Below are 20,998 nucleotides of genomic sequence, written 5' to 3'. Positions count from 1 at the left end.
GCGGCCGCCATGGCGCTCGTCGTCGAAAGTTGCTGGCAGGGTGAAGTCAGTGGCCTGGTGGTCACCCGCTACGGCCACGGCGCGCCGTGCAAAAAAATCGAAGTGGTCGAAGCGGCCCATCCGGTGCCCGATGCCGCCGGCCTGGCCGTGGCCCAGCGCGTACTGGCGTTGATCAGCAACCTGGGCGAAGACGACCGCGTGATCTTCCTGCTCTCCGGCGGTGGCTCGGCACTGCTGGCGCTGCCCGCCGAAGGCATCACCCTGGCCGACAAGCAAACCGTCAACAAAGCCCTGCTCAAATCCGGTGCCACCATTGGCGAGATGAACTGCGTGCGCAAGCATCTCTCGGCAATCAAAGGCGGCCGACTGGCCAAAGCGGCGTGGCCGGCGACGGTGTACACCTACGCGATCTCCGATGTGCCGGGCGACCAGGCCACGGTGATTGCCTCCGGCCCTACCGTCGGCGACCCAAGCACCTCGCAACAGGCGCTGGCGATCCTCAAGCGTTATGGCATCGATGCCCCGGCCTCCGTGCGCAGCTGGTTGCAGAACCCGGCCTCGGAAACCGTCAAGCCCGGCGACCCGATACTCGCGCGCAGCCACTTCCAGCTGATCGCACGCCCGCAGCAGTCCCTGGAAGCGGTGGCGGTCAAAGTGCGTCAGGCCGGCTTCAGCCCGCTGATCCTCGGCGACCTGGAAGGCGAAGCGCGGGACGTGGCCAAGGTGCACGCCGGGATCGTCCGGCAGATCGTGCGGCACGGCCAGCCGCTGGCGGCGCCGTGCGTGATTTTGTCCGGCGGTGAAACCACCGTGACCGTGCGCGGCAACGGCCGTGGCGGGCGCAACGCCGAGTTCCTGCTGAGCCTCACCGACAGCCTCAAGGGCCTGCCCGGCGTCTACGCCCTGGCCGGCGATACGGATGGCATCGACGGCTCGGAAGACAACGCCGGCGCAATCATGACCCCGTGCAGTTACGCGCGCGCCGAAGCCTTGGGCCTGAGCGCAGCGATGAGCTGGACAACAATAACGGCTACGGCTATTTCGCCGCGCTCGACGGGCTGATTGTCACCGAGCCGACGCGCACCAACGTCAACGACTTGCGCGCCATCCTGATCCTTGAGACTGCCCAACATGACGCCTGACTTCTTGCGTATAGAGGCGCTTGTTTAGCGCCTGTAAAGGCCCCATCGGGAGCAAGCCCCCGATGAAGACAATCCGGTCCCACTGACTCATTAAAAATGCACAACCCCACCTGCCCCGACTGGGCCGAAGCCCTGCTCAACGGCTTCAGCCAGATTTTTCTCCAGCGCCAACCGCTGTGCGGCCTGCTGTGCCTGCTGGCAATCCTGTTCGGCGCCCCTGCCCTGCTCGGCGGCGCGCTGTTGGGCGGTGTGGCCGGGCTGCTCACGGCCCAGCGCCGAGGCTATCCCAAGGCTGAACGCCAGGCGGGTCTATACAGCTACAACGGCATATTACTGGGCGTGTTGATCAGCCAGCACCTGGCCTGGTCAGCGTTAGTGCCCCCGCTGATCCTGGCATGCGGCGGCTTGAGTGCGATCCTCACGCGACAGTGGTTCAAACACAGTTCACACCCCAATGACCTGCCCGCCTACACCGCGCCGTTTGTCATGCTGGGTTGGTTGCTGCTGGGCGGCATCCCTCCAACCACCTTTGCCCTGAATGAGCCCGACGCGCTGACACTCCTCAGTGCGTCGTTCACCGGCCTGGCGCAAGTCATGTTGCTGGACCAGCCCCTGGCCGGCGCCTTGATTGCCTTCGGCCTGGGGCTGGCCGACCGCCGCGCTGCCGTCTGGGCCCTGATCGGCGCCAGCAGCGGCGTACTGATCGGCCTGGTGCTTGACGCCCCCGGCGCCCTCCTCGGCCTGCACAGCTACAATCCGGCCCTCGCGGCCCTGACCCTGAGCCAGGCACGCCGACAGCCCTGGTTGCCGCTGCTCGGCATCCTGCTGGCGATTCTGCTCACGCCGGGCTTTGCCGCACTGCACCTGCCCGCGCTGACCGCGCCGTTTATCCTCGCCTGCTGGCTGGTGCACGCCGGCCGCCGATTGCTTCAGAAACCGCGCATGGACAGCCCCTTCGAATCGCCCTAGGCTTGCTCGATATTCGATTCGGGCGGGACTTATGGACAGCAACAACGACTGGCGCCAACGCCTCTACGTCATGGTTTTTCAGAGCGACACGCTGGCCGGACGGCGCTTTGACGGCATCCTGCTGTTGATCATCCTGGCCAGCCTGGTGATCGTGATGCTCGACAGCATCGACCAGATCCACCAGAACTACGCCGACGTACTGGCCTATATCGAATGGGGCTTCACCGTCATTTTCCTGATCGAGTACGGCCTGCGCCTGTATTGCTCGCCCAAGCCGCTGCGCTATGCCTTCAGCTTTTACGGGCTGGTGGACCTGCTCGCCATCGTGCCCGGCATCCTCGCCCTCTATTACAGCGACGCACAATACCTGCTGATCATCCGCATCATCCGCATGCTGCGTATTTTTCGCGTGCTCAAGCTCAGCCCGTACCTCAAGCAAGCCAACTACCTGATGGCGGCGTTGCGCGGCAGCAAGCAGAAGATCGTGGTGTTCCTGGTCAGCGTGTGCACGCTGGTCACGGTGTTCGGCACCTTGATGTACGTGATCGAAGGCCCGGAACACGGGTTTACCAGCATCCCCAAGGGCATCTATTGGGCCATCGTCACCCTGACCACCGTGGGGTTTGGCGATATCGTGCCGAAGACGCCGCTGGGCCAGGTGATTTCATCCTTGGTGATGATCACCGGTTACTCGATCATCGCCGTGCCCACCGGGATTTTCACCGCGGAACTGGCCAGTGCCATGCGCGGCGAGCAACTGCAAACCGACTGCCCGGTGTGCAAGAAAAACAGCCATGAGCCCAACGCGGCATTCTGTTCGCGTTGTGGCAGTAATCTTTTCAAAAAAATGAAATAAGCAAAGTTCTTTTTAATCTTTAAGCGACTATGGCGCCCCGGCTATAGTCGCTGGCAATGTGCCTCCCCCTTCTGTCGAACAACAAGGAATGAGCAGTGAAAAAATTCGTTAGCGCCTCTCTCCTGGCCGCCGGCCTTGCCCTGGCGGGTGCCGTGCATGCGGCCCCGGTCACACTGCTCAACGTCTCCTACGACGTGATGCGCGATTTCTACAAGGACTACAACGCCGCCTTCCAGAAACACTGGGAAGCCGAGCACCCGAACGACAAGCTGACCCTGCAGATGTCCTTCGGCGGCTCCAGCAAGCAAGCGCGTTCGGTGATCGATGGCCTGCCGGCTGACGTGATCACCATGAACATGGCCACCGACATCAACGCCCTGGCCGACAACGGCAAACTGGTGCCGGACAACTGGGTCACACGCCTGCCGAACAACAGCGCGCCGTTCACCTCGGCCACCGTGTTCATCGTGCGCAAAGGCAACCCCAAAGCCTTGAAAGACTGGCCGGACCTGCTCAAGGATGGCGTGCAGGTGATCGTGCCCAACCCGAAGACTTCGGGTAACGGCCGCTACACCTACTTGTCGGCCTGGGGCTACGTGCTCAAGAACGGCGGTGACGAAGAAAAGGCCAAGGCCTTCGTCGGCAAACTGTTCAAGCAGGCGCCTGTGCTCGACACCGGCGGCCGCGCGGCCACCACCACGTTCATGACCAACCAGATCGGCGACGTGCTGGTGACGTTCGAGAACGAAGCGGAAATGATCGCCCGTGAATTCGGCCGCGATCAGTTCGAAGTGATCTACCCAAGCGTCTCCGCCGAAGCCGAGCCGCCAGTGTCGGTGGTGGATAAAGTGGTCGAGAAGAAAGGCACCCGCGTAGCCGCCGAAGACTACCTCAAGTACCTGTGGTCGCCGCAAGGTCAGGAAATCGCCGCCAATAACTACCTGCGCCCACGCGACCCGACAGTGCTGGCCAAGTACACCGACCGTTTCCCGAAAGTCGACTTTCTGTCGGTAGAGAAGACCTTTGGTGACTGGCGCACCGTACAGAAGACCCACTTCAATGATGGCGGGGTGTTTGACCAGATTTACTCCGGTCAATAACTGAATAAACGCGGTAAACCTGTGGGAGGGGGCTTGCTCCCGATAGCAGTGTGTCAGTCAGCACATGTATTGACTGACGCACCGCTATCGGGAGCAAGCCCCCTCCCACATTTGGTTTTTGTGTAGTTGTTTCTGAATGTATCATCACCAGACATAGGTGATATCACCACAAACGGCCTACTCAGCATGGAGCCTTGTCTTTACTCTCGCTCACCATCTTCCTTCGCTTTTATGAGAACACCATGAACCCAACCACCCCTGCCACCAGCACCCTGACCCGAGGCATGGTGATGCTCTTCGCGTTTTGCTGCGGCGCCATCGTCGCCAACATCTACTACGCACAGCCGATCATCGAGTTGATCGCCCCGGACGTCGGTCTCACGCCGGCGATGGCCAGCCTGATCGTGTCGCTGACGCAGATCGGCTATGCCCTGGGCCTGTTTTTCCTGGTGCCGTTGGGCGACCTGCTGGAAAACCGCAAGCTGATGCTCTCCACCACCGTGGTCGCCATCGCCAGCCTGTTGGGCGCCGCGTTCATCGAGCAGCCAAACCTGTTCCTGCTGGTGTCGCTGCTAATCGGCTTCAGCTCGGTGTCGGTGCAGATCCTGATCCCGCTGGCCGCGCACCTGGCCCCGGCCGAGTCACGTGGCCGGGTGGTGGGCAGCATCATGGGTGGCTTGTTGCTGGGTATCCTGCTGGCGCGTCCGGTGTCCAGCGTGGTGGCGGACCACTTCGGCTGGCGTGCGATGTTCATGGTGGCAGCGGCATTGATGGCGTTTATCAGCGTGGTGCTGATGCTGACCATTCCCAAGCGCCAACCTGATCACAGCGCCAGCTACGGCCAGTTACTGGGCTCGCTGGGCACCTTACTGCGTGAGCAACCGGTATTGCGCCAGCGGGCGTTTTACCAGGCCTGCCTGTTCGCCACCTTCAGCCTGTTCTGGACCGCAGCCCCGCTGGAACTGGCGCGTAACCATGGCCTGAGCCAAAGCGAGATTGCACTGTTTGCCTTGGTGGGTGCCCTGGGCGCCATCGCCGCGCCCATCGCCGGACGCCTGGCCGACGCGGGCCACACCCACCGCGCTTCGCTGCTGGCGATGTTGTTCGCGGCGCTGAGCTTTCTGCCGGCCTTCGTGCACCCGCTGTACAGCGTGATCGGCCTGGCGGTGACCGGCGTGGTGCTGGACTTCTGCGTGCAGATGAACATGGTCCTCGGCCAACGCGCCGTCTACGCCCTCGACGCCCACAGCCGCAGCCGCCTGAACGCGCTGTACATGACCAGCATCTTCATCGGCGGCGCCTTCGGCTCGGCCATCGCCAGCAGCGTGTATGAACACGGCGGCTGGTTGGGGGTGATGCTGGTGGGCAGTGCGTTTGCGCTGGTGGCATTGTTGCGGTTCGTAAGCGCGTCGCGGCAGACGGTTGTCGCCACCGCTTGAACGGAATCACAGCGCTTGCTGCAGGGAGCGAGCGCTGTTATGTGGGAAGGGTTACCGGCTTAGCGCCACGGCCTGGAATCGAGGAATGCGGCTATTAAGCGATGGCCAGTATCCGCACTGGACGATGCTGTCCAGCCAGCTTGATTGCCTGCGCAACATCGCCAGGACGGCCTGTGAGGCAACGCACAACGCCAGTTGCTGGCCAGGGCATTGATGGCGTCCTGCACCGAAGCTAAAGATGCGTCGTTGCAGCCGCTTGAGCATGAAACTGTCGGGCTTGGGGTTAGCACCTGGGTCCCGGTTGGCCGAAGCCAGCAACACCAGAACGATATCCCCCGCCTCCAACACGGTGCAGCCAATCGTGCATCGCCTAACCACGAAGCGACGTGTGTTTTGTACCGGTGAATCGTAGCGCGCCACCTCCTCAACCAGTGCCATCGCCAGGGCCGGTCTTTGCCGGACCTGCTCAATCAGCTCGGGTTGGCGAATGAGCGTCACCAGCGCGTTGCCGATGAGGCCGGCAGTGGCTTCGCAGGTCTGCGACAACAACCCGATCAGGTTGGCGGTCAACACGCCCGTATCCTCCCACTGACCCCGATGGATGTGCGCCAATAGTGTGGCGTCCTGCAGCACCTCAGTGAATATCGTGTTCAACCGCGACGCGGCGGTATCGGCATGGCGCAATTGCATCTCATCGCTTAGAGGTGAGAGGCAGGCGACAAACTCCCGCGTCAGCCGCGCGACCGTGTCCAATTGCGCTGTCGGCAAGCCCAGCAGAGAGGCAACCACCGAGACCGGCAGGCTGAACATCAACGAGTCCAGATCCTTCACACGGTCCATGACTTGTCCCACCGCCTCGACGATAGAGGGCGCCTCCACAGCGCATAGCGCAGGTTCGATCGCCGCCCTCGGGCAGCGATGGGCCGCGCCTTCATTCATACGCATCAAACGGGCGAACACCTGCCCTGCCGCACCTTGTGCAATTGCCGGCGGCACCGGCTCATGCAGCGGTCGCACGCGACAGTCGGGGTGCATGAGCACCGCTTCGACGCTCTGCGCGCTGCTGGCGACCCATAACCCAAGCGTCGTATCGAACAGCAACCCGGGGCCGAGTCTCAGGCGTGAATAATATTCATAGGGATCAGCGTGGGTGGCAGCTTCAAGCGGTGTCATTCAGAGCATCCTGTGCAAAAAGAACCGTTACTATCAGCGCGACTAAACGGCAATGATTCGCTCGGGAACGAACTATGGATACTCAGGACGACGCTGCGCTTTCAACGGTCGCCGGTGCAATTGCAGAACCTGCCCGTACGAAAATGCTCTGTGCGCTGATGGATGGCCACGCGCGCACCAGCACCGAAATGGCCGTGATCGCCGAGGTCAGCGCTTCTACCGCCAGCGCCCATCTGGCCAGGCTCAAGGATGAGGGGCCTGATCAAGCTGCAGACACAGGGGCGCCACCGTTACTACCGCCTCGCCGGCGCGCACGTGGCCCAGGCGATTGAAGGTTTGATGGTGATCAGCCGCAACAGCGCCAGCGCATTTGTGCCGAATACGCCCACGCGCTTGCAGTTTGCACGTACCTGTTACGACCACATGGCCGGCAGCCTGGCGGTGCAACTGCATGATCATTTCATCGCATGCGGCTGGCTGAAAGGTGACGACAGTTATCAGCTCAGCGTGCCCGGCGAACAGACGATGATCGAACTGGGCGTCGATGTGGCGGCACTGCGCGCGCAGCGGCGACGTTTCGCCTGCGCCTGCCTGGACTGGAGCATGCGCCGCCCTCACCTGGCCGGCGCCTTGGGTGCGGCTTTTTTGCAAAGCGTCCTGCGGCGCGAATGGGTCACCCAAGACCTGGACAGCCGCGCGCTGGGGTTGACGCCCAAGGGCCGCAAGGAGATGAGCGGCCGATTTGGAATAACTATCGAAGGACAATGAAGACCCACTGGGAGGGCAGTGGCGGCGCGGGGTCAGGCGCAGGTCGAGTGCTCGTGGTCCAGGCAACACAGCAAACGCTCGACCGTGTGTTCCAGCGGGCCGGAGTTATCCAGCACGAACAATCCCGCGCTGTTGCCCGTGATCAACTCTTCGGTGAACCGCGCATTGCGCGCCAGGCGCTCTTCAATATCCGTCAACGACTCACGCCCGCGCGCGATCAGGCGCTGACGCAATACGGCTTGATCCACCGTCAGCAACAGCACCAGCAACGTCGGGTAACGCTCGCGGGTTTGCGCCAGGTGCGCGCGGGAGCCATTGACCAGCACGTCCTCCCCGGCCGCCAGCCACGCGTCAATCTCCTTGGGAATACCATAGGACAACCCGTTGGCCTGCCAGCTGAGGGCAAATGCGCCCTGCGTCTGCATTGCGGCAAACTGCGCCGGGCTCACGCCTTGGGCCGCTTCCCCCACCGCCTCCGCCGAACGGGTGATTACCCGGCGCACAATGCGGCAGCCACGCTCGGCCAACCGTGGGCGTGCGGCGTCCAGCAGGCTGTCCTTGCCCGAACCCGATGGGCCGATGAGATAGATCAACCTGCCTGACATCGATACAGCCTCTTCGCTTGTTTGCAGACTTCTTGGACCACGGCGCCGGGTAGTCGGCACAGGAAAATATATCCAGCAGGCCTTCGGCAGCCATACCTGCGGCGGCCACCTTACCGGAGTGCGACATGCCGTGCATCACGTTCTGCGTATCCGGCAATAGGCGCTACCCCGTGGCGATGGAGCTTGCTCCCGATAGGGGTGTGTCAGTCAGAGATGTTTCAACTGACCCACTGCTATCGGGAGCAAGCCCCCTCCCACAGTCGATTGCATCTCAAGTCGAGAACTTCGTTGTTAGGACCTGCCCTACACAGATTTCGGGTTGCGTCCGATCAAGCTCACCGCTAACCTTCGCGGGTCGCTGCAAAATCAGCGAACGGGTGTGGTAGCCCGGTTCCTTCATAGATCCCCAAAACGCTCGAGGGCGTTTTTTTGTGCGGGCTGCTTTGTGGCGGCTGTGCACGGGAGGCTTCGGCCTGCCGGGTTTCTATGACCGGTCTACCACCCCGTGTACAGTCGCCTCCTTACATCGTGTGGTAGCGAGATGGAGGTGCTCATTCATAGGAGCTTCGCCATGAAAAAAGTTACGCCGAATTCCCCACCATCCGCCTCGGATGACATCCTACAAACACCGCCCGACGTCATCTTCACCGTCCGCCCCGGCCTCAGCACTGAAGCTGCCTTGAGCAATGCCAGCGAAATGCTGGAATCGGCGACGGCCTGTGCGTACGACTGTGCCGAGCATCTGGATGGCGCAAGCCGCAAGCGGGTGCTGGCGGTGGTGCAAATGGTGGAGATTGCGCAGTTGTTGGTGGAGGCGGCGCTGGAGCGGGAGTGTCCCGTGGCTTGATAGCGCGGTGCCCCTCCCCACCTTTGATCCCAGTGTTTGGAAGAATGGCTTTCACAAGCATGAAAAAGGCGACCCTCAGGTCGCCTTGTGTCATTGCGCGTACTGCTTGCTCAACCCCGGCGGCACGCCGTGCACGTCGGTGTCTTCCCATGGGCCATTCGGGCTGATGGAGCGGCTCCAGCCGTTGCTCCAGCGGTAGTAGGTACGCTGGCGGTAGAAGGTGTCGGGTTGGTCGTCGAGCACGTAGACCTGCATCTTGCCGTCCCAGTGGCTGGCGGCGCCGGGCGGTGGGGCGAAGGTCGGCGATTTGCTCGGCAGTGGTTTAGGGGCCGGTGTTACCGGGCCGGACGGTTTGGTGCTCGGTTTGGTTGACGGGCCCGACGGCGGGATAGTCGGCCCGGTGGGGCCTGGAGGTGGTCGGTGGACCGCACAGGCACTCAGGCCCAATACAAGGCTGAGCAGGGTGATACGTGCGAATGCGGTCATGGCGTTTCCTCGAATTTACTTGTCCGGACTGTCGATAGTCAGTTGCTGCGGCGCAGTGGTGCTGCTTGCCAGGGGTTGGCTGCGGCCGATCCACTCACCCTTGGTCGGAAGTCCGGCCCGGGAAATGCGCGCAACCAGTTGGACTTCGGGGAAGTTGGACAGTTTCAACTGCGGCATCATTGCGTCGGCGTCACCCAGTTCGACGGTGATGGGCAGTTCGGCGACGGTGACGCGCTTGGCCGCCAACGGTGCCGGCGGGCCGCTGACGGCGCGGGCGAAGATGAAGACGCTGTCGGTCGGTAGGGCTTTGGCTTTGACCTCGGCGGCGAGGTCCACGCGGACTTTTAACAATGCCTTTTGTGCGACGGTGCCACCGCTTTCTTTCAACTTTTCCGTCGCCCGGTCGATCCCGCCTTGCAGCGCGGCGCGGGAGTTATCGTCGGGTGGCAGTTGCGCCAGCAGGCGGCCCCAATAATCAATCGCGTCCTGATAACGCTGGCCTTCAAACGCGGCAATGCCCAGCAAACCCAAGCTGGTGACTTCCTTGGGGTCGAGCTTCAGGGCTTCATCGGTCAGCGCCTGCACCTCTGGCGACCACTGTTTGTTGTCGGCAAAGTACTGCGCCTGGGCCCACTGGCCGAGCAGTTCCGGCTGGCGACCGGCCAGGGCCACGGTGCGTTCGAAAACCTTGGCCGCATCGGCCGAACGGTCTTGGGCCATATACGCGCGACCGAGGAAGTACAAGCCTTCGGCCGAATCCGGCTGGGCCACGGCGGCACGTTCCAGGCGCTGGGTCATGTCTTGCAGGGACACCGGTGGCTGGGAGAATTCGCGGGTCAGTTCAACCTTGTCGCTGGCGCCGAAATGCAGATACAGACCCATTCCGAGCACCGGTACCAGCACGGCGGCGAGCAATGGCAGCGGTTTGCCCAGGCGCAATTCGCGGGGTTTTTCCACACCTTCGGTATCAGCGAGCAATTCGCGGGCGGCTTCGGCGCGGCCGGTGTCGAGTTGCGCGGCATTCAATACGCCTTCGTCCTGCTGCATTTGCAGTTCGGCGACGCGTTCTTGATACAGCGCCACATTCAGCGCGGTGCGATCCTCCTCACGCTGGGCACGGCGGCCGCGTAACACAGGGATTAACAGGAAACTCAGGGCAATCAGAAGCAGCAGGCCGGCTGCGAGCCAGAAATCAATCATCAGTCTTGGTGTCCAGCAATTGGTCGAGGCGTTTACGCTCTTCAGGGGACAGCGCGTCGCTGCCATCGGCAGGCGCGGCGCGGCGGCGGCGGACGATCACAGCCATCACCACCACACCGGCCAACAGCAGCCCGGCGGGGCCGAACCAGAGCAACGCGGTCTTGCCGGTGAGGGCCGGTTTATAGCGCACGAAATCACCGTAGCGGTCGACCATGAAATCGATGATCTGCTGGTTGTCCTTGCCCTCGCCCAGCATGCGGAAGATCTCTTTGCGCAGGTCGGCGGCGATGGGTGCGTTGGAATCGGCGATGTCCTGGTTCTGGCATTTGGGGCAGCGCAGTTCCTTGGTCAGGTCGCGAAAGCGCTCACGTTCGGCGTCGTTGGCGAACTCATAAGTGTCGATGGCGGCGTGGGCTATACCGGCCAACCCCAGCGCCAGCACAGCAGCGGCTAACAGGCGCTTCATGGCTTGGCCTCATCGACCAGGGCCTGGTATTTGGCGGCCAGTTGTTCGCGCCACACCACTTCGTCGATCACGCCGACGTATTTGTCGCGGATCACGCCCTTGGCATCGATAAAGAAAGTTTCCGGTGCGCCGTACACGCCCAGGTTCAGACCGAGGTTGCCGTCTTCATCGCGGATATCCAGCTGGTACGGGTTGTGGAACTCTGCCAGCCACTTCAAGGCGGCGGCGTTGTCGTCCTTGTAGTTGATGCCGTAGATCACCACGCCTTTGTCGGCCAGTTTGTTCAGCACGGGGTGCTCGACGCGGCAGGAGATGCACCAGGTGCCCCACACGTTGACCAGTGCCGGTTTGCCCAGCAGGTCAGCGCGGGTCAGGGTTTTGTCGCCCTGCACGTTCGGCAGCGAAAACGCGGGGAACGGCTTGCCGATCATCGCCGACGGCAACTCGGCCGGGTCCAGGTACAAGCCGCGATAGAGGAACACCGCCACCACCAGAAACGCCGCCAGCGGCAACACCATCAACCAACGCTTCATACCGCCGCTCCCATGCCGAGGGCTTCACGTACCCGGCTCTTGACCTTGACCCGATAACGTCGGTCCAGCGCCGCGAGCAAACCACCGAAACCGGTGAGCAAGCCGCCGAACCAGATCCAGCGCACGAACGGTTTCACATGCACGCGTACCGCCCAGGCCCCCTCGCCCAGCGGTTCCCCCAGGGCGACGTAGAGGTCACGGGTGAAACCGGCGTCGATGCCGGCTTCGGTCATCATCGAACTCTGCACGGTGTACAGGCGTTTTTCCGGGTGCAGCACGGCGATTTCCTTACCGTTGCGTACGACGCGCACAGTGCCTTTATCCGACGTGAAGTTCGGCCCCTCGAAGTGCTTGGCGCCTTCGAAGATGAATTGGTAACCGGCCAGGTCCATGGACTCGCCCGGCGCCAGGCGCAGGTCGCGCTCGGCGCTGTTCTGGCTGGAGAGCACCACGCCCAGGGCGCACACGGCGATGCCGAGGTGAGCGATCTGCATGCCCCAGTAGCTGCGGGTCAGTGTCGGCAGGCCTTTGATCAGGCCTTTGTGGCGAGTCTTGTCGGCAATATCACGTACACCGGCCAGCAGTACCCAGGCGGCGAGCAGGAAGGTGGCGAGCACCGCCCAGTTGAAGTCGCCATAGGCAACCCCGGCGATCACGGCCAGGGCCACACTGCCCAACAGCACCGGCATCAGCATGCCGGCCAGCCATTTGACCGGGGTGTCCTTCCAGCGCACCAGCACACCGACGGCCATCACCCCCATCAGCAGGCCCATCAACGGGATAAACAATGCATTGAAGTACGGCGGGCCGACGGACAGCTTGGCGCCGCTCAGGGCATCCAGCACCAACGGGTACAGGGTGCCGAGCAGGATCATCGACGCAGTCACCACCAGCACCAGGTTATTGCCCAGCAGCAGGGTTTCTCGCGACCACAGGTTAAAGCCGACCTGGCTCTTGACCACCGGTGCGCGCAGGGCGAACAGGGTCAGGGAACCACCGACCACGAACAGCAGGAAGATCAGGATGAACACACCGCGCGCAGGATCGGAGGCGAACGCATGGACGGACGTCAGCACGCCCGAACGCACGAGGAAAGTGCCGAGCAGGCTGAGGGAAAATGCCGCAATCGCCAGCAACACGGTCCAGCTTTTGAACACACCGCGTTTTTCGGTGACGGCCAACGAGTGGATCAACGCGGTGCCCACCAGCCAGGGCATGAACGAGGCGTTTTCCACCGGGTCCCAGAACCACCAGCCGCCCCAGCCGAGTTCGTAGTAGGCCCACCACGAACCCAGGGTGATGCCAATGCCGAGAAAGGCCCAGGCGACGATGGTCCAAGGCCGCGACCAGCGCGCCCAGGCCGCGTCGAGGCGCCCACCGAGCAAGGCGGCGATGGCGAACGCGAAGGCCACCGAGAAACCGACGTAGCCCATGTAGAGCATCGGCGGGTGCACGATCAGGCCGATGTCCTGCAGCAAAGGGTTGAGGTCATGCCCGTTGGCCGGGATCTGCGGCAGGATGCGGCTGAATGGGTTGGAGGTCATGATCAGGAACAGCAGGAAGCCGATGCTGATCATGCCCATCACCGCCAGCACCCGCGCCAGCATTACCTGCGGCAGTTGGCGCGAGAACACCGATACGGCGAAGGTCCAGCCACCGAGGATCAGGGCCCACAGCAGCAACGACCCTTCGTGCGCGCCCCACACGGCACTGAACTTGTAGTACCAGGGCAAGGCGCTGTTGGAGTTGTTGGCGACATAGGCGACGGAAAAATCGTCGGTCATGAAGGCGTAGGTCAGGCAGCCAAACGCGAACAGCAGAAAGGCGAACTGGCCCCAGGCGGCCGGCTGCGCCAGGCTCATCCACAGGCGGTCGCCACGCCAGGCGCCGAGCAACGGCACCACGGCCTGCACGATGGCGAAGCACAGCGCGAGGATCATCGCCAGTTGGCCGAGTTCGGGAATAAATAATGCGGACATCATCACTCAGCCCTCCTTCGCGGGTGTTGGCGCGGATTGGCCGCTGTCCTTGAGCGCCTTGGTGACCTCAGGCGGCATGTATTTTTCATCGTGCTTGGCCAGCACTTCATCGGCTACCACCACCCCGTCGGCGTTGAGCTTGCCCAGGGCGACGATGCCCTGGCCTTCGCGAAACAGGTCCGGGAGGATGCCGCGGTAGGTGATGGTCACGGCCTTGTTGAAGTCGGTGACCACGAAGGTTACGTCGAGGGAATCGCCGGAACGCTTCAGCGAGCCCTTCTCCACCATGCCGCCGGCGCGGATGCGTGTGTCTAACGGCGCTTCGCCATTCGCGATCTGCGTGGGGGTGTAGAACAGGTTGATGTTCTGCCGCAGGGCGCTCAAGGCCAGGCCGACGGCAATGCCGACGCCGGCCATGATGGCGAGGATGATCAACAGACGCTTTCTACGCAGCGGATTCACTTTTCGGTCTCCCGGCGCAGACGACGCGCCTCTTGTTGCAGGTAACGCTTGCGCGCCAGGATCGGCGCGGCGACGTTGAGGGCCAGCACCGCCAGGCAGATGCCATAGGCCGTCCAGACATACAGGCCATGGTGACCCATGGCGAGAAAATCACTGAAAGAAGCAAAACTCATCCACGCGCTCCCAGGCAGCTTTGCACTTCGGCCTTGACCCAACTGGCACGGGCTTCACGCTTGAGCACTTCGAGGCGCATGCGCATCAGCAGCACCGCACCGAAGAAGCAGTAGAACCCCAGCACCATCAGCAGCAACGGCGCCCACATTTCCACGGGCATTGCCGGTTTTTCGGTGAGGGTGAAGGTGGCGCCCTGGTGCAGGGTGTTCCACCACTCCACCGAGTATTTGATGATCGGGATGTTGATTACCCCGACAATCGCCAGCACCGCGCAGGCCTTGGCGGCGCTGTCACGATTGCTGATCGCATTGCCCAGGGCAATCAGACCGAAGTACAGGAACAGCAGGATCAACATGGACGTTAGTCGCGCATCCCACACCCACCACGAACCCCAGGTGGGTTTGCCCCAGATCGCGCCGGTGACCAGCGCCACGGCAGTCATCCACGCACCGATGGGCGCCGCGCATTGCAGGGCCACGTCGGCCAGCTTCATCTTCCACACCAGGCCGACGATGCCGCACACCGCCAGCATCACGTAGCAGGACTGGGCCAGCATCGCGGCGGGCACATGGATATAGATGATGCGAAAGCTGTTGCCTTGCTGGTAGTCCGGCGGTGCAAAAGCCAGGCCCCAGGCCAGGCCGATGCCGATCAGCAACACGGCGGCGACGCTCAACCACGGCAGCAACTTGCCGCTGATGCCGTAAAACCATTTGGGCGAGCCGAGCTTGTGAAACCAGGTCCAGTTCATTGCTGTTTCTCACGGTTGCTTCTTGTCGTGGCAAGAAGCGCAGGGTCTTTACTGGCCAAGCGTGTAACGCCTGACCAGACCTCATTATTCGCCGACGCTGATCTTCAGGCCGGCCGCTATGGCAAAGGGTGTCAGGGTTACCGCCAGGGCGGTCAGGCTGCCAAGCCACAGGAGGTAACCGGTCGCCGGCATGCCCATCAGCGCGGCTTGCAAAGCGCCGCTGCCGAGGATCAGGACCGGGATGTACAAAGGCAGAATCAACAGGGCCAGCAACAGACCGCCGCGCTTCAAACCAACGGTCAACGCTGCGCCCACCGCCCCCAACAGGCTGAGCACCGGCGTACCGAGCAACAAGGACAGCAGCAACACCGGCAGGCACTGCGCGGGCAAGCCGAGCATCATCGCCAGCAGTGGCGAAAGCAAGACTAGCGCCAAACCGGAAAAAGCCCAGTGTGCCAGTACCTTGGCCAGTACCAGAAGTGGCAAGGGGTGCGACGAAAGGACCCACTGCTCCAGGGAACCGTCTTCGAAATCACTGCGAAACAGCCCGTCCAGCGAGAGCAGGACCGACAACAGCGCCGCCACCCACACCAAGCCCGGGGACAAGGTTTGCAACAGTTTAGTCTCCGGACCGACCGCCAACGGGAACAACGCGATGACGATGGCGAAGAACACCAGAGGGTTGGCCAGTTCGGCCGGACGACGGCACAACAGCCGCGCTTCGCGGGCGACCAACAGGGCGAATACACTCATGCCGACCACCGTCCCAAATCCAGGTCGCGGTAACCGGACGGCACACGGGCCAGAGTATGGTGGGTGGTGAGCAACACCGTGCCACCCTGCTCGCAATGCCGCGCCAAGTGCTCTTCAAGTTGGGCGACGCCTTGTTTATCGAGGGCGGTGAAGGGTTCGTCGAGAATCCATAGCGGCGGGCCCGGCAGGTACAAGCGCGCCAGCGCCACGCGGCGCTGCTGGCCGGCGGACAAGGTGTGACAGGGAACGTCTTCAAAACCCTTTAGACCCACGGCGGCCAGGGCCTGCCAAATGGCGTCACGGGAGGCGCGATGATGCAGGGCGCTGAGCCAGCTGAGGTTTTCTTCAGCGGTGAGCACATCCTTGATGCCGGCGGCGTGGCCGATCCAGATCAGGTTGCGCGCAAGCGTAGTACGTTGCTCATCGAGCGGTTTGCCGTTCAGGCGTACAACGCCGGCCGTGGGCTGCATCAACCCGGCCAGCAGGCGCAGCAAACTGGTCTTGCCGCTGCCGTTGGGCCCGCTGACCTGCACCATGTCGCCGCCCGCCAGCCGCAGCTCGAGGTGTTCGAACAGCAGGCGCAGGTCGCGTTCACAGGAGAGCGCTATGGCTTCAAGAAGAGGGCTGGTCAAGAGATCGCGGGCCTTTACGGTTCAAGTCGGCGGTGCAGCGGCCGTTAAAGAGAGATGCACAATAACGGCTTTGGCGACCGATTTTAGAGAGCTGGATCAAATAGTTGTGAGGTTTTTACCGCTCTCGTTGCAGACGGGCGGCATTATACATGTGATGCCCTACGCTAAAGAGGGCTATTTCCCCAGAGACGACGTGCACGATGACCGGCGAGATCAACCTTCCTACGCTTCCTCCCGCCCCGGTGGCAGGGCAAAGCCTTGCGCCTGCCACCGGTGAATTGCTCAAACTGCTGGAGCCGCAGATCGGGCTGATCGACCCTGGAAAAACCGCGAACGCCGAGGTGATCGCACTCAAGCAAGGCGGCGAAGCCTTTCAGTTGTTGCTCAAGCTGACCCTTGAAGCGGCCGCCAGACGCTGGTGCAGGCCTCCAGCGCCCAGCCACTGCCGTTGGGCAGCAATGTAGCGGTGAGCCAAACGCCGGCGGGCAACCTGACCCTCAGCTTGCAGCAGGCGATAAGCGCCAATGTGGCCGCCCTCACCCGTATTGATACCACCCAGTTACCGGAAGGCACCCTGCTGCAAGCCAAGGTGCTGACCACGCAAATGCTGCCCCAGGGCACCGCACAACCGGCGATCTACCGCTCGCTGGTGACGGTGCTCAACAATGCCCTGGCCGGTGCAACCCTGACGGTGGAAAGCCCGCAGCCGTTGCGCGTGGGCAGTTTGCTCAGTGCCGTGGTGCAGAACGCGCAGACCTTGAGCTTTGTGCCGCTGAGCGGGCTCAAGGATCAACTGGCCATCACGCAACAACTCGCCACCCAGCAGAGTCGCCAGGGCTCGCTGGATGCGGTGTTCACCGCCTTGCTAAACCTGCCGAGCGACGACAGCGCCTCCGATAACAGCACGTCCGCCAACCTGCGCGCCGCAGCGGATCGCTTGCTGGCCGCCCTGCCCGACCTGGCCCAGGTGAGCAATCCCAAGGTGCTGGCCCAGGTGATCCAGAACAGCGGGGCGTTTCTGGAAGCCAAGCTGCTCGCCGGGCAAAACCCGCAAGTACCGCCGCTGGACATGAAGGGCGCGCTGCTGCGCCTGGTGGCCGACTTGCTGCCTGCGCTGCCCACCGCCACCAACTTGAACGCCATCCTTGCGGCCAACACACTGGCCCAGATCATGCCGAACTTCGTGCGCAGCCCGCTCAATACCCTCGGCCAGGTCAGCGCACGGCAGGCACCGGTCAGCTTCCCGCTGCCGGAGCGGGTCATGGCCAAACTGGAAGGCGAAGGCGACCTGGAAAACCTGCTGCGCCTGGCTGCCGGAGCCATCTCCCGCCTGCAGAGCCATCAACTGTCGAGCCTGGAACAGACCGGCACCACCGCCGATGGTCGCCTGCAAACCACCTGGCAGCTGGAAATCCCCATGCGCACCCTGCAGGACATTGTGCCGCTGCAGGTCAAGTTCCAGCGCGAAGAACCGGCGCAGGACAAGGACCAACCGGAACGCAAGGCGAATAAAGAGGCCAAGCAGATGCTCTGGCGCGTCGAACTGGCCTTCGATATGGAGCCGCTCGGACCGTTGCAGGTGCAGGCGCAACTGACCCAGGGCAAACTCTCCAGCCAGCTATGGGCCACGCGCCCGTTTACGGCGAGTTTGATCGAAAGCCATCTGGGCAGCCTGCGCGAGCGCCTAGTGACGTCCGGCATCAACGTCGGCGACCTGGATTGCCACCTGGGCACCCCGCCACGCGGGCCGAAAACCGGACTGGAACAACGCTGGGTGGATGAAACCGCATGAAGAACACCGAATCATCACGCCAGGCGATTGCCCTCAAGTACGACGGCCAACAGGCGCCAACCCTCACGGCCAAGGCGACGATGCCCTGGCCGAAGCGATCCTCAAGCTGGCGCGGGAAAATGAAGTGCCGATCTATGAAAACGCCGAGCTGGTAAAGCTGCTGGCGCGCATGGAGCTGGGCGCCAGCATTCCCGAGGAGCTGTACCGCACGATTGCCGAAATCATCGCGTTTGCCTGGACGCTGAAGGGCAAGTTCCCGGTGGGGTATGACCCGGATGCGGGGCCGGTGGAGCGGGATGTGACCGAGCGTGGCGACGATTATTGAATAGCCACAGGCAAGCCACCTCCCACTTTGGATTGGGGGGTCAATTCAAGACTTCGCTCAGCGGGATGAAATTGACTCGATCACCCACCGACAAGGTCGTCCCTTCCACCACCTCCACAAACCCCTCGGCCCACGCCGCGCTGCGCAGCACGCCGGAGCTTTGGTTGCGATAGATGATCGCCCGGCCCTGCTCGATGCGCCCGCGTAAATATTCACGGCGATTGCCCGGTTTTGGCCACTCGAAACCCACCGGCACTTCGAAGCGCAGTGGCTCCACATCAGTCACGCCTTGACGCCGCAGGATGTAGGGCCGGGCCAACAGCGCAAACGTCACCAGGGTCGAGGCCGGATTACCGGGCAGGCCGATCACCGGCACGCCACGGAAATGGCCGACGGTCAGCGGCTTGCCCGGTTTGATCGCAAGCTTCCACAGCGCCAGCTCGCCCTCTTCGCGCAGGGCGATACCGAGGAAATCCGCTTCGCCCACCGACACACCGCCGGTGGACAGGATCAGATCGACGCTGCCCAGGCTCGCCAATCGCTCACGGGTCTGTTCCAGGTCATCCGGCAGGATCCCGGCGTCGACCACTTCGCAGCCCGTACGCGCCAGCCATGAGCACAGCACGCGGCGGTTGCTGTTGTAGATCTGCCCCGGGCCCAGCGGCAAGCCCGGTTCGATCAACTCGTCACCGGTGGACAGCACCGCGACGCGGACGCGGCGCACCACGTCGAGGCGGTCGCGGCCCAGGGAGGCGGCCAGGCCCAGTTCGATCGGGCCCAGGCGCGTACCGGCCGACAACACGTGTTCGCCGACGGTGGTTTCCTGGCCCTGAGGGCGGATGTTCTGATTGAGATGCAGGGGCTCGGTAAAACTTACGCGTTTGTCGGCGTTAACCACGGCGTTTTCCTGCATTTCCACGCAGTCGGCCCCCTCAGGCACCGGCGCACCGGTGAAGATGCGCGCACAGGTGCCGGCGGCCAAGGACTGTGGCGCCTGGCCAGCGAAGATGCACTGGCTGACCACCAGCGGCTCGCCGGCCCAATCCGCCAGGCGCACGGCGTAACCGTCCATGGCACTGTTGGGCCACGGCGGCAGATCGAGGGTGGAAACCAGATCCTGCGCCAATACCCGGCCATCACACTCAGCCAGGGGCACGGCGTGCTGCTCGCGGATCGGCGCGGCTTCGGCCAACGCCAGCAGTTGCCGCAGGGCGGCTTCCACCGGCATCAAGGCGCCGGTCTTGCCGGGCTTACCCACGGGATTCACAGGGTTCGGCCTGTTTCAGATGCGGCACGAAGTTGCACGGGCGATGCCGGTTATCCAGTTGCTCGGCAAGAATGCCGTCCCAACCGTGCGCACCGCATTGGTGGAGCCCGGCAGGCAGCACACCAGCGTACCGTTGGCCAAGCCGGCCAGGGCACGGGATTGCACGGTGGAGGTGCCGATATCGGCCACGGATATCTGGCGGAACAGTTCGCCAAAGCCATCGACCTGTTTGTCCAGCAGGCAGCTCACGGCTTCGGGGGTGCTGTCGCGGCCGGTGAAGCCGGTGCCGCCGGTGATCAGCACCACCTGCACCACGTCTTCGGCAATCCAGTGGGCGACCTGGGCGCGGATTTTATAGAGGTCGTCCTTGAGCAGCACGCGCTCGGCCAGGTGGTGGCCGGCGGCGCTCAGGCGGTCGACGAAGACCTGGCCCGAGGTGTCGGTGTCCAGGGTGCGGGTGTCGCTGACGGTCAATACAGCGATATTCAGGGGTACGAAGGGCGCATCTGCCTTGGCTTTCATGGCACGGTCCGGTTGTCGAAGGAACAGCCCGGTGTTATATCACAGGCCCCCATTTGCCTGCCGCCGCGGAACCGCCATGCCTCTTGAATCTTCGCTCCAGCCTTGTTCGATTCTGCTATTGGCCGGTGGCCGCGGCCAACGCATGGGCGGCGAGGATAAGGGCCTGCTGCAGTGGCGCGGCCAACCGCTGATCGCCCATCTACAGCGCCTGACCCGACCGCTGACGGACGACCTGATCATCTCGTGCAACCGCAACCACGACCGCTACGCGCCCTACGCCGACCAACTGGTGAGCGACGACAGCCCGGACTTCCCCGGCCCGCTCGCCGGCATCCGCGCCGGCCTGGCGGCGGCGCGCCATCCGCACCTGCTGGTATTGCCGTGTGATGTGCCGGCCCTCGACGTTCAATTGCTGAACGCCCTGCGCGACACCGCGCAACACAATCCGCTGTGGCCCGTCATGGTGCGTCACGGTGATTTCTGGGAACCGTTGATCTGCATCATCCCGACCTACCTGCAAGCCGAGATAGAACAGGCCTGGCACGCCGGTGAGCGCAGCCCGCGCAAACTCTTCCTGCAACTGGGCGGCATCGGCCTGGAATGCCCGGCGGATGACCCGCGCCTGGCCAACCTGAATACACCGCAACTGTTGCACCAGAGGTCCGGCGTGTCAGAATGAACGTCGTACAAGGAACTTTGTCGGCGTGTCATGCGTCACAAGGTCAGCATTTAAAAAGTATTCTCTCGGAGACAAGAC

Annotated in this window: 19 protein-coding genes and 5 pseudogenes; 10 read left to right on the top strand and 14 right to left on the bottom strand. The window is 63.0% G+C overall.

What is annotated here, in order from left to right:
* The 5 genes and pseudogenes from JWR98_RS07460 to JWR98_RS07440 all read left to right on the top strand — a co-directional run.
* Positions 1-1,142, top strand: a pseudogene (locus tag JWR98_RS07460) (glycerate kinase type-2 family protein); the annotation flags it as partial.
* A gap of 96 nt (positions 1,143-1,238) precedes the next feature.
* Positions 1,239-2,111, top strand: a complete 873-nt coding sequence (locus tag JWR98_RS07455) for an urea transporter (RefSeq protein WP_205489626.1) — start codon at positions 1,239-1,241, stop codon at positions 2,109-2,111.
* Between the two features lie 31 nt (positions 2,112-2,142).
* The gene (locus tag JWR98_RS07450; protein ID WP_205489624.1) at positions 2,143-2,967 is read left to right on the top strand and encodes an ion transporter; all 825 of its coding nucleotides are present in this window, start codon (positions 2,143-2,145) and stop codon (positions 2,965-2,967) included.
* A 95-nt stretch (positions 2,968-3,062) separates the two neighbouring features.
* Complete coding sequence (locus tag JWR98_RS07445; protein ID WP_078823798.1) at positions 3,063-4,067, top strand: sulfate ABC transporter substrate-binding protein; 1,005 nt, start codon at positions 3,063-3,065, stop codon at positions 4,065-4,067.
* Positions 4,068-4,309: 242 nt separating this feature from the next.
* Positions 4,310-5,506, top strand: coding sequence for an MFS transporter (locus tag JWR98_RS07440; RefSeq protein WP_078732269.1), 1,197 nt, complete (start codon positions 4,310-4,312; stop codon positions 5,504-5,506).
* A gap of 51 nt (positions 5,507-5,557) precedes the next feature.
* Here the strand turns inward: JWR98_RS07440 and JWR98_RS07435 are convergent, their stop codons facing one another.
* Positions 5,558-6,679 carry a cytochrome P450 gene (locus JWR98_RS07435; protein WP_078732268.1) on the bottom strand — a complete coding sequence of 374 codons (1,122 nt, stop codon included), beginning with the start codon at positions 6,677-6,679 and terminating at the stop codon, positions 5,558-5,560.
* Between the two features lie 74 nt (positions 6,680-6,753).
* Here JWR98_RS07435 and JWR98_RS07430 point away from each other — a divergent pair.
* Positions 6,754-7,447, top strand: a pseudogene (locus tag JWR98_RS07430) (ArsR/SmtB family transcription factor).
* 32 nt (positions 7,448-7,479) lie between these two features.
* Here the strand turns inward: JWR98_RS07430 and phnN are convergent.
* A complete protein-coding gene (gene phnN, locus JWR98_RS07425) occupies positions 7,480-8,052 on the bottom strand; it encodes a phosphonate metabolism protein/1,5-bisphosphokinase (PRPP-forming) PhnN (protein ID WP_078732266.1) in 573 nt (190 codons plus the stop codon).
* A 571-nt stretch (positions 8,053-8,623) separates the two neighbouring features.
* Between phnN and JWR98_RS07420 the strand changes: the two genes are divergently transcribed.
* The gene (locus JWR98_RS07420) at positions 8,624-8,899 is read left to right on the top strand and encodes a DUF6124 family protein (protein ID WP_205489622.1); all 276 of its coding nucleotides are present in this window, start codon (positions 8,624-8,626) and stop codon (positions 8,897-8,899) included.
* A 90-nt stretch (positions 8,900-8,989) separates the two neighbouring features.
* On the opposite strand, the gene JWR98_RS07415 is transcribed toward JWR98_RS07420, so the two are convergent.
* From JWR98_RS07415 to ccmA, 10 genes are all read right to left on the bottom strand, one after another.
* Positions 8,990-9,385, bottom strand: coding sequence for a hypothetical protein (locus tag JWR98_RS07415; RefSeq protein WP_078732264.1), 396 nt, complete (start codon positions 9,383-9,385; stop codon positions 8,990-8,992).
* A 15-nt stretch (positions 9,386-9,400) separates the two neighbouring features.
* The gene (gene ccmI, locus JWR98_RS07410; protein WP_078732263.1) at positions 9,401-10,585 is read right to left on the bottom strand and encodes a c-type cytochrome biogenesis protein CcmI; all 1,185 of its coding nucleotides are present in this window, start codon (positions 10,583-10,585) and stop codon (positions 9,401-9,403) included.
* The gene (locus JWR98_RS07405; protein WP_078732262.1) at positions 10,578-11,051 is read right to left on the bottom strand and encodes a cytochrome c-type biogenesis protein; all 474 of its coding nucleotides are present in this window, start codon (positions 11,049-11,051) and stop codon (positions 10,578-10,580) included. The genes ccmI and JWR98_RS07405 overlap by 8 nt, the downstream gene beginning before the upstream one ends.
* Entirely contained in the window at positions 11,048-11,584 is a 537-nt protein-coding gene (locus JWR98_RS07400) for a DsbE family thiol:disulfide interchange protein (RefSeq protein WP_078732261.1), read from the bottom strand. The genes JWR98_RS07405 and JWR98_RS07400 overlap by 4 nt, the downstream gene beginning before the upstream one ends.
* Complete coding sequence (locus JWR98_RS07395; protein WP_078732260.1) at positions 11,581-13,566, bottom strand: heme lyase CcmF/NrfE family subunit; 1,986 nt, start codon at positions 13,564-13,566, stop codon at positions 11,581-11,583. Before JWR98_RS07395 ends, JWR98_RS07400 begins: the two co-directional genes overlap by 4 nt.
* Positions 13,567-13,569: 3 nt before the next feature.
* Positions 13,570-14,025, bottom strand: coding sequence for a cytochrome c maturation protein CcmE (ccmE, locus tag JWR98_RS07390; RefSeq protein WP_078732259.1), 456 nt, complete (start codon positions 14,023-14,025; stop codon positions 13,570-13,572).
* A complete protein-coding gene (gene ccmD / locus JWR98_RS07385) occupies positions 14,022-14,198 on the bottom strand; it encodes a heme exporter protein CcmD (RefSeq protein WP_003172771.1) in 177 nt (58 codons plus the stop codon). The genes ccmE and ccmD overlap by 4 nt, the downstream gene beginning before the upstream one ends.
* Positions 14,195-14,950 carry a heme ABC transporter permease gene (locus JWR98_RS07380; protein ID WP_003172770.1) on the bottom strand — a complete coding sequence of 252 codons (756 nt, stop codon included), beginning with the start codon at positions 14,948-14,950 and terminating at the stop codon, positions 14,195-14,197. Before JWR98_RS07380 ends, ccmD begins: the two co-directional genes overlap by 4 nt.
* Positions 14,951-15,034: 84 nt before the next feature.
* Positions 15,035-15,703 carry a heme exporter protein CcmB gene (gene ccmB / locus JWR98_RS07375; protein ID WP_078732313.1) on the bottom strand — a complete coding sequence of 223 codons (669 nt, stop codon included), beginning with the start codon at positions 15,701-15,703 and terminating at the stop codon, positions 15,035-15,037.
* Entirely contained in the window at positions 15,700-16,335 is a 636-nt protein-coding gene (gene ccmA, locus JWR98_RS07370; RefSeq protein ID WP_003172768.1) for a cytochrome c biogenesis heme-transporting ATPase CcmA, read from the bottom strand. The genes ccmB and ccmA overlap by 4 nt, the downstream gene beginning before the upstream one ends.
* 200 nt (positions 16,336-16,535) lie before the next feature.
* Between ccmA and fliK the strand changes: the two are divergent.
* Positions 16,536-18,127, top strand: a pseudogene (gene fliK / locus JWR98_RS07365) (flagellar hook-length control protein FliK).
* Positions 18,124-18,452 (top strand): annotated as a pseudogene (locus tag JWR98_RS07360) (EscU/YscU/HrcU family type III secretion system export apparatus switch protein). The pseudogenes fliK and JWR98_RS07360 overlap by 4 nt, the downstream one beginning before the upstream one ends.
* A 40-nt stretch (positions 18,453-18,492) precedes the next feature.
* On the opposite strand, the gene JWR98_RS07355 reads toward JWR98_RS07360, so the two are convergent.
* Positions 18,493-19,719 (bottom strand): molybdopterin-binding protein, encoded by a 1,227-nt coding sequence (locus tag JWR98_RS07355; RefSeq protein ID WP_205489621.1) that lies wholly within the window; start codon positions 19,717-19,719, stop codon positions 18,493-18,495.
* Positions 19,703-20,241: pseudogene (gene moaB / locus JWR98_RS07350) on the bottom strand (molybdenum cofactor biosynthesis protein B). The gene JWR98_RS07355 and the pseudogene moaB overlap by 17 nt, the downstream one beginning before the upstream one ends.
* Positions 20,242-20,317: 76 nt before the next feature.
* Here moaB and mobA point away from each other — a divergent pair.
* Positions 20,318-20,920 carry a molybdenum cofactor guanylyltransferase MobA gene (gene mobA / locus JWR98_RS07345; protein ID WP_205489618.1) on the top strand — a complete coding sequence of 201 codons (603 nt, stop codon included), beginning with the start codon at positions 20,318-20,320 and terminating at the stop codon, positions 20,918-20,920.
* Positions 20,921-20,998 lie beyond the last annotated feature (78 nt).

Origin of the sequence: Pseudomonas lactucae (assembly GCF_016937615.1) — a bacterium.
Taxonomy (GTDB): Bacteria; Pseudomonadota; Gammaproteobacteria; order Pseudomonadales; family Pseudomonadaceae; genus Aquipseudomonas; species Aquipseudomonas lactucae.
This window is presented reverse-complemented; position numbering and strand designations above follow the sequence as displayed.

Bases quoted from the DNA above. Each gene is read 5' to 3' on its own strand.
- JWR98_RS07455 (WP_205489626.1), top strand. From the start codon at position 1,239: ATGCACAACCCCACCTGCCCCGACTGGGCCGAAGCCCTGCTCAACGGC.
- JWR98_RS07450 (WP_205489624.1), top strand. From the start codon at position 2,143: ATGGACAGCAACAACGACTGGCGCCAACGCCTCTACGTCATGGTTTTT.
- JWR98_RS07440 (WP_078732269.1), top strand. From the start codon at position 4,310: ATGAACCCAACCACCCCTGCCACCAGCACCCTGACCCGAGGCATGGTG.
- JWR98_RS07435 (WP_078732268.1), bottom strand. From the start codon at position 6,679: ATGACACCGCTTGAAGCTGCCACCCACGCTGATCCCTATGAATATTAT.
- phnN (WP_078732266.1), bottom strand. From the start codon at position 8,052: ATGTCAGGCAGGTTGATCTATCTCATCGGCCCATCGGGTTCGGGCAAG.
- JWR98_RS07420 (WP_205489622.1), top strand. From the start codon at position 8,624: ATGAAAAAAGTTACGCCGAATTCCCCACCATCCGCCTCGGATGACATC.
- JWR98_RS07415 (WP_078732264.1), bottom strand. From the start codon at position 9,385: ATGACCGCATTCGCACGTATCACCCTGCTCAGCCTTGTATTGGGCCTG.
- ccmI (WP_078732263.1), bottom strand. From the start codon at position 10,585: ATGATTGATTTCTGGCTCGCAGCCGGCCTGCTGCTTCTGATTGCCCTG.
- JWR98_RS07405 (WP_078732262.1), bottom strand. From the start codon at position 11,051: ATGAAGCGCCTGTTAGCCGCTGCTGTGCTGGCGCTGGGGTTGGCCGGT.
- JWR98_RS07400 (WP_078732261.1), bottom strand. From the start codon at position 11,584: ATGAAGCGTTGGTTGATGGTGTTGCCGCTGGCGGCGTTTCTGGTGGTG.
- JWR98_RS07395 (WP_078732260.1), bottom strand. From the start codon at position 13,566: ATGATGTCCGCATTATTTATTCCCGAACTCGGCCAACTGGCGATGATC.
- ccmD (WP_003172771.1), bottom strand. From the start codon at position 14,198: ATGAGTTTTGCTTCTTTCAGTGATTTTCTCGCCATGGGTCACCATGGC.
- JWR98_RS07380 (WP_003172770.1), bottom strand. From the start codon at position 14,950: ATGAACTGGACCTGGTTTCACAAGCTCGGCTCGCCCAAATGGTTTTAC.
- ccmB (WP_078732313.1), bottom strand. From the start codon at position 15,703: ATGAGTGTATTCGCCCTGTTGGTCGCCCGCGAAGCGCGGCTGTTGTGC.
- mobA (WP_205489618.1), top strand. From the start codon at position 20,318: ATGCCTCTTGAATCTTCGCTCCAGCCTTGTTCGATTCTGCTATTGGCC.